Here is a 7,551-nt window from a genome sequence, read left to right as displayed (position 1 = left end):
CAGTCGGTAGAGCATCTGACTTTTAATCAGAGGGTCGAAGGTTCGAGTCCTTCATGGCTCACATGAAAATATGCGGAAGTAGTTCAGTGGTAGAATACAACCTTGCCAAGGTTGGGGTCGCGGGTTCGAATCCCGTCTTCCGCTCCATACGGGGCCTTAGCTCAGCTGGGAGAGCGCCTGCTTTGCACGCAGGAGGTCAGCGGTTCGATCCCGCTAGGCTCCATATTTATAAAGAAAAGCCTTAAATCGGAAAAGATTTAAGGCTTTTTTGCACTGTCAGAAAGTATAAATTTCTAGATAGGAGCCAATTCGACGTAGTCGGAAATTTTAGGAATACAGTATGAGTAGGGCTATGCCTCTGTCTTCGTTCAAGAACAGGACTCGCCAATTGGCGAGTTTTTTATTTTGTAACGGATAAGTATACAAGAAAATGTTGAGTTGAATCATAGAATAATAAACATTTAGAATATTTAGTAAATAGATAAGGGGGATGACATATGGGGAAGGAAATTTCGGTGATTGGAGTTCCTTTAGATCTAGGTCAAACAAGGCGAGGAGTGGATATGGGGCCGAGTGCTATTCGTTATGCGGGTATGATTGAGAGGCTCGAGATGATTGGCTATGATGTAGAGGATTTAGGAGATTTACGTGTGGAGCGTCCGCATCGAAGTGAACTAGATGAGAATCCAAAGCTAAAAAACCTAAAGCAAATTGTGACGGCGTGCACAGAGCTAGCGACAAAGGTGGATCATGTGTTAGAACGCAAGCGTATTCCTGTTGTTCTTGGAGGAGATCATAGCATTGCTATCGGTACATTGGCTGGAGTTACAAAGCATTATAACAATCTGGGAGTTATTTGGTTCGATGCTCATGGGGATTTAAATACAGAAGAAATTACACCCTCCGGTAATATCCATGGTATGCCCTTAGCGGCAAGCTTAGGATATGGTCATGCTGTTCTTACAAATTTATATGGAATCTGTCCAAAAGTAAAAAAGGAGAACATTGTCATTATTGGAGCCCGTGCCCTTGATGATGGAGAGAAAGAGTTTATCCGCAAAGAAGGTATTAAGGTGTTCACTATGCATGAAATCGATCGTTTGGGAATGGCGGCGGTTATGGAGGAGACAATTCGCTATTTATCGCATGCTGATGGTGTTCATTTATCCTTAGATTTAGATGGATTGGATCCACACGATGCGCCTGGAGTAGGGACTCCTGTGATTGGAGGGCTTAGTTACAGAGAGGGGCATCTTGCTATGGAAATGCTTGCCGAGTCAGGACTTATTACATCTGCTGAGTTTGTAGAGGTAAATCCTATCTTAGATGAGAAGAATAAAACAGCTATTACAGCAGTTGCGTTAATGGGCTCATTATTTGGAGAAAAGTTAAAGTGAAAGGGAAAAGCGGTTTTATTTGCTTTTCCCTTTCTTTGTAAGCATGCTGTTGTTATGGTATAATTACTTGGTTATTGTAAATATGTGTTCATGGAGGAAGGGTAAGAATATGTCTTTAGGAGATATAAGTGAATTCAAAACATATCTCATTAATATTGTAGATATATCCCTCGTGTGGTTTGTTATATATAAGTTAATCCTTGTAATCCGCGGCACAAAGGCAGTGCAGCTTTTAAAGGGGATTACAGTCATTATTTTAGTGAGCATTCTCAGCTATTATTTAGAGTTAAATACACTCTATTGGATGATGAAGCAAACATTGCCATGGGGCTTTCTTGCGGTCATTATCATTTTTCAGCCTGAACTGCGACGAGCGCTGGAACAGCTAGGACGAGGAAGTCTATTTTCACGCAGCAGTCATCAAGTGGAAACGGAGCAGGAGGTTTTCTTGGAGGCAGTAGTAAAGGCGACTGAGTATATGGCAAAACGTCGCATAGGTGCTCTTATCTCAATTGAGCGGGAAACGGGTATGAGCGATTACATAGAAACGGGTATTTTAATGGATGCACATGTTTCATCTGAATTGCTTATTAATATTTTTATTCCAAACACCCCGCTCCATGATGGTGCCGTTATCATACACAATGATAAGATAAAAGCGGCAGCCTGCTACTTGCCCCTTTCAGAAAGTCCATTTATTTCAAAGGAGCTTGGTACAAGACATAGGGCAGCTCTTGGAATAAGCGAGGTTACTGACAGTGTGACAGTTGTCGTTTCTGAGGAAACCGGAAATATCTCACTTACCAAAAATGGGGAGCTTCACAGGGATTTGAAGCCGGCACAGCTCCAAGAAATGTTGACAAAGGAATTGACGACAGGAAGTATAAAAACCTCTTCCGCATCTTTATGGAACTGGAGGAGAAAACGAGATGGATAAATTAATGGACAACCATTGGTTTCTTAGGGGTATTGCACTATTACTTGCTCTTATGTTATATATGGTTGCTAATCTGGATAAACAGCCTCAAGGAACCTCTGCTCTTCCGCTAGGAGATGCTGTTGAAACAATTCAAGACGTGAAGGTGGAGGCATACTATGATCAGGATAAATATGTTGTCACCGGTCTTCCACAAAGTGTCGATATAACTTTGGAGGGATCTAATACGTCTATTCTTCAAACAAAGATGAAGGAACAATTTGAGGTTTTCACAAATCTTCATGGCTATGAGTCAGGGACGTATGAGGTTGCTTTGCAATATAACGGTATTCCAGATAGCTTAAAGGTGAAATTACAGCCTGCCAAAGTACGAGTAACGATTGAACCAAAGAAAACAAAGGCTTTTCCCGTAGAAGTTGGATATTTAAATAAAAATCAGATGAAATCAGGATATGTAGCAGAAAAGGCTACTGTGAAGCCGAGTTTTATTGAAATTGCTGGAACTGAAGCGCAGCTAGAACAAGTAGGGGCTGTTAGGGCTTATATAGATTTAAAAGGTGTAAACGAAACCTTTACAAAGGAAGCAAAGATAGTCATATATGATAAGTCTGGAAATACTTTGAACTTACAAGCAAACCCTTCTGTTGTAAATGTTACGGTGCCTGTTGCAACCCCAGAAAAAACACTTCCAATCAAGATAACGCAGAAGGGCGAACTGCAAAAAGGGCTAACACTCAAGAACATTACAATAGATCCGACTGAAATCAAGGTATATGGTCCAAAGGAAGTACTAGATAGTCTAGAAGCTTTAGAGGATGTTGTTGTGGATTTAAGTCAGATAACAGACACTGTTACATTCGATGCAGCTGTTGCTGTGCCAAAGGGAGCTATTAGCATTGCTCCAGCTAAAGTAAAAGTAACTGTAAACGTACAGGCTGATAAGCCAGAGCCAGAACAGCGTACTCTAGATGATATCCCAATTAAAGTAACAGGACTAGACGAAGATGCATATGAATTGAATTTTCTTGACCCAAGCAATGGAAAAGTCAGTGTTGATGCAATTGGAGAATCAGAAAGCATAGAAAAACTAGATCCTTCGGATGTGCAGGTTTCTGTAAATGTAGAAAATCTTGAACCGGGCACACATGATGTGGCTGTTCAAATTAGCGGTCCAGACAATATAACATTCGAACTAAAGCAAAAAAATGCAAAAGTAGAAATTGTGGACAAAAGTTAAGCTGAAAGCATAAAGGAGCGATTGAAAAGATGGGAAAATATTTTGGTACTGACGGTGTACGCGGGGTTGCTAACAGTGAATTAACACCGGAATTAGCTTTTAAAATTGGACGCTTCGGTGGATATGTATTAACAAAAAATACCGAACGTCCTAAAGTGCTAATCGGACGCGACACACGGGTGTCAGGACATATGCTGGAAGGGGCGCTTGTAGCAGGTCTTCTGTCGATTGGGGCAGAGGTTATGCGATTGGGGGTTCTTTCTACGCCAGGTGTAGCCTATCTGACAAAAGCATTGGGTGCACAAGCAGGGGTGATGATTTCCGCCTCCCATAATCCGGTTCAAGATAACGGAATTAAATTTTTTGGTCCGGATGGCTTTAAGCTATCTGATGAACAAGAACTAGAAATAGAAGCTTTGCTTGATAAAGAGATAGATGAACTGCCACGTCCTGTTGGCGGAGAGCTTGGACAGGTGAATGATTATTTTGAAGGTGGACAAAAATACTTGCAATATTTAAAGCAAACGATTGATGAGGATTTCTCTGGTTTGCATGTTGCACTTGATTGCGCACATGGAGCAACCTCCTCTTTAGCGCCGTATTTGTTCGCTGATTTGGAGGCTGATATTTCGACAATCGGGACATCTCCAAATGGCGTGAATATCAATGAAGGTGTTGGTTCTACACATCCTGAGACATTGGCTGCATTCCTGAAAGAAAAGGGCGCACATATTGGTCTCGCATTTGATGGTGATGGAGATCGTCTAATTGCGGTAGATGAAAATGGCCAGATTGTAGATGGCGACCAAATTATGTATATTTGCGCAAAATATATGAACGAAACAGGAAGATTAAAGAAAAACACGATTGTTTCCACTGTTATGAGTAATCTTGGCTTTTACAAGGCGTTAGAAGCAAACGGGATTCAGAGTGTTCAAGCCGGGGTAGGCGATCGTTATGTTATGGAAGAAATGCGTAAGGGCGGCTATAATCTCGGCGGGGAGCAATCTGGGCACATCATCTTCCTGGATTACATTACAACAGGAGACGGTATGTTAAGTGCCATTCAGCTTGTGAATATTATGAAAGCAACAGGGAAGCCTCTATCACAGCTTGCAAGCGAAATGACAAAATTTCCACAGTTATTAGTCAATGTCCGTGTGAGAGATAAGCAACAAGCATTAGAAAACACTCGTATACAAGAAGCGATTCGCTCTGTGGAGGATGAAATGCAAGGGAACGGACGCATCCTTGTGAGACCATCTGGTACAGAGCCGTTAATTCGTGTTATGGCTGAAGCACCAACACAAGAAATGTGCGAAGAATATGTGAATCGTATCGTAGAGGTTGTAAAGCAAGAAGTGGGTGTTGAATAATCATTTCTTTTGACAGATGCTATGCCAAGAGGAACTATTTTGGTCCTTTTTGCATAGTATTTGTTATATTTATTCAAATTTTCATTGACGCTACTCACTATTTTACAGTACGATTATCTTGTTCTTTTTTCTGGGTTTATAAAATTTTCCAAAGCGCCAGAACTACAAGCTGTGTAGTTGACGAGGAGGAGTTTTATCGAGATTTCGGCGGATGACTCCCGGTTGCTCATCACAACCGAAAATTCTTATTTAAAGCAGGAGGGTGACTTCCTGGACAAAGGTGAGAATATGATGCAGAAGAAGGACGGGGGAATATCATTTAAATTAAAGAGAGGCAGGTGAAGCCGTTACCGGCTTACCGGCTCTAGCAAAGTGCGTGTATCAACGGAGGATACACGCGACCCTGTTGTTTTATGTTTATTTGTGTCGGATTATTTGTTTTGGGGAGAATGTTTTGTTAGAGAGTAAGTCGATGTGACGGCGACTCGAACATGTGTGGAATTGTAGGCTTTATTGGTGGGCAGGATGCAAAGGAAATCCTATTAAAAGGGTTAGAGAAATTAGAATATCGCGGTTATGATTCAGCTGGTATCGCAGTTCAATCAAATAGCGGTGTTGTTGTGTCTAAGGAAAAGGGACGTATTGCACAGCTTCGCGAAATTGTGGATACGTCGATTGAGGCGAGCATCGGAATCGGTCATACACGTTGGGCGACGCATGGTGTGCCCAGCAAGGTAAATGCGCATCCTCATCAAAGCACATCACAGCGTTTTACGCTTGTTCACAACGGTGTTATTGAAAACTATGAGCTGTTAAAGAGAGAATACCTTCAAGATGTGACTTTTGTAAGTGAAACAGATACAGAGATCATCGTTCAGCTTCTTGAGAAGCATGTACAGGAAGGAGCTCGTGTAGAAGAAGCTTTCCGTCAAACATTAAAGCTGCTTCACGGCTCCTATGCATTGGCAATGCTTGATAATGAAAATCCTGGTGTCATTTACGTTGCTAAAAATAAAAGCCCTCTTCTAGTCGGAGTTGGTGACAATTTCAATGTAGTAGCTAGTGATGCAATGGCTATGCTGCAGGTGACAAACCAATTTATTGAGCTTATGGATAAGGAAATGGTTCTTGTTACAGAAAACAGCATTACGATTAAAAACTTAGCTGGCAACATTGTTGAACGCGCTCCTTTTACGGCAGAGCTTGATGCAAGTGATATTGAAAAGGGAACATATGCGCACTTTATGTTAAAAGAAATTGACGAACAGCCGCTCGTTGTTCGCAATATCATCAGCAAATACCGTAATGAAGCCGGAGAAGTTGAGTTAAGCGAGGATATCCGCCATGCAATTTTAGAAAGTGATCGAATTTACATCATTGCAGCGGGAACAAGTTATCACGCAGGTCTTGTAGGTAAACAACTCATTGAGAATTTTGCTAAGATTCCAGTAGAAGTGCATGTAGCGAGTGAGTTTTCCTACAATATGCCATTGTTAACAGAAAAACCGTTCTTTATTTACATTTCACAAAGCGGTGAAACTGCAGATAGCCGTGCGGTTCTTGTACAAACAAATGAAATGGGCTATAAGTCACTTACAGTTACAAACGTACCGGGATCTACATTATCCCGTGAAGCTGACTATACATTATTGCTGCATGCAGGTCCTGAAATTGCAGTAGCTTCAACAAAAGCATATACAGCGCAGCTTGCCGTACTAGCTATTTTGGCAGCAGATATCGCAAAAGCAAAGGGCCATTCTGTAGGCCTAGACTTAACAAAAGAATTAGGAATTATCGCAAATGCTATGGAAGTACTTTGTGGTCAAAAAGAAGAAATGGAGAAAATTGCACAGGAGTACCTTGCAACAACGCGCAACTGCTTCTTCATTGGCCGCGGTGTGGATTTCTATGTGGGGCTAGAAGGCGCATTGAAATTGAAAGAAATTTCTTACATTCAAGCTGAGGGCTTTGCAGGTGGCGAGTTAAAGCATGGCACGATTGCACTCATTGAGAATGGAACACCAGTCATTGCGCTTGCAACACAAGCGCACGTAAACCTTGGTATTCGCGGAAACATGAAAGAGGTTGTAGCACGCGGTGCGAACCCATGCACGATTTCTATGAAGGGCTTGGAAATGGAAGGCGACCGTTTCGTCATTCCAGCTGTTCATGAAATGTTGAGCCCGCTTGCATCTGTAATTCCATTGCAGCTGATTTCGTATTATGCGGCTTTACATCGTGAGTGTGATGTAGATAAGCCACGTAACTTGGCGAAGTCTGTTACGGTTGAGTAATAGTTATTAAGCTGTAACAAAATTTGTTGAAAGACAAAAAAGTTGGGTACTGTTTTATGATAAGAAAAGTGTCGGTGAATACTGACACTTTTTCTTTTGCTCTCAATTCTAATCCTAATTATTTTTATCTACTATCTAATAATTTGAAATCAATGGAATTTTAAAATAAGGTTTGTTTAAAAAATCTTGCCCGAAATATGTTAATAAATTTGAATGGGACAAATATATTGTACTATTGACACACGAGTCCGATAATTATATAATAAATCTCGAATTCGAGATAATTTACGAAAGCTGCTAAGTATAATTC

Annotated in this window: 5 protein-coding genes and 2 tRNA genes; all 7 read left to right on the top strand. The window is 41.2% G+C overall.

Annotated elements, in window-relative coordinates:
• The first annotated feature begins 72 nt into the window (after positions 1-72).
• The 7 genes from AAHB12_RS30730 (at position 73) to glmS (ending at position 7,241) form a co-directional block, all read left to right on the top strand.
• Positions 73-147 (top strand) — tRNA-Gly (locus tag AAHB12_RS30730).
• Positions 148-150: 3 nt separating this feature from the next.
• Positions 151-223: transfer RNA gene (locus tag AAHB12_RS30725), tRNA-Ala, on the top strand.
• Between the two features lie 274 nt (positions 224-497).
• Entirely contained in the window at positions 498-1,397 is a 900-nt protein-coding gene (gene rocF / locus AAHB12_RS30720; protein ID WP_342048876.1) for an arginase, read from the top strand.
• Between the two features lie 109 nt (positions 1,398-1,506).
• Positions 1,507-2,334: a diadenylate cyclase CdaA gene (gene cdaA, locus AAHB12_RS30715; protein WP_129731373.1), complete on the top strand. Its 828-nt coding sequence runs from the start codon at positions 1,507-1,509 to the stop codon at positions 2,332-2,334.
• Positions 2,327-3,571, top strand: coding sequence for a CdaR family protein (locus AAHB12_RS30710; protein WP_342048875.1), 1,245 nt, complete (start codon positions 2,327-2,329; stop codon positions 3,569-3,571). Before cdaA ends, AAHB12_RS30710 begins: the two co-directional genes overlap by 8 nt.
• Positions 3,572-3,600: 29 nt before the next feature.
• The gene (gene glmM, locus AAHB12_RS30705; RefSeq protein ID WP_342048874.1) at positions 3,601-4,947 is read left to right on the top strand and encodes a phosphoglucosamine mutase; all 1,347 of its coding nucleotides are present in this window, start codon (positions 3,601-3,603) and stop codon (positions 4,945-4,947) included.
• Between the two features lie 491 nt (positions 4,948-5,438).
• Entirely contained in the window at positions 5,439-7,241 is a 1,803-nt protein-coding gene (gene glmS / locus AAHB12_RS30700; protein WP_342048873.1) for a glutamine--fructose-6-phosphate transaminase (isomerizing), read from the top strand.
• The last annotated feature ends 310 nt before the right edge of the window (positions 7,242-7,551 follow it).

The organism is Bacillus sp. OTU530 (assembly GCF_038440375.1).
Note: the sequence above shows the minus strand (reverse complement) of the source record. Positions and strands in the feature narration are given on the sequence as shown.

What these genes read in the sequence shown, in the direction of transcription:
- AAHB12_RS30710 (WP_342048875.1), top strand. Translation starts at nt 2,327, where the DNA reads ATGGATAAATTAATGGACAACCATTGGTTTCTTAGGGGTATTGCACTA.
- cdaA (WP_129731373.1), top strand. Translation starts at nt 1,507, where the DNA reads ATGTCTTTAGGAGATATAAGTGAATTCAAAACATATCTCATTAATATT.
- glmS (WP_342048873.1), top strand. Translation starts at nt 5,439, where the DNA reads ATGTGTGGAATTGTAGGCTTTATTGGTGGGCAGGATGCAAAGGAAATC.
- glmM (WP_342048874.1), top strand. Translation starts at nt 3,601, where the DNA reads ATGGGAAAATATTTTGGTACTGACGGTGTACGCGGGGTTGCTAACAGT.
- rocF (WP_342048876.1), top strand. Translation starts at nt 498, where the DNA reads ATGGGGAAGGAAATTTCGGTGATTGGAGTTCCTTTAGATCTAGGTCAA.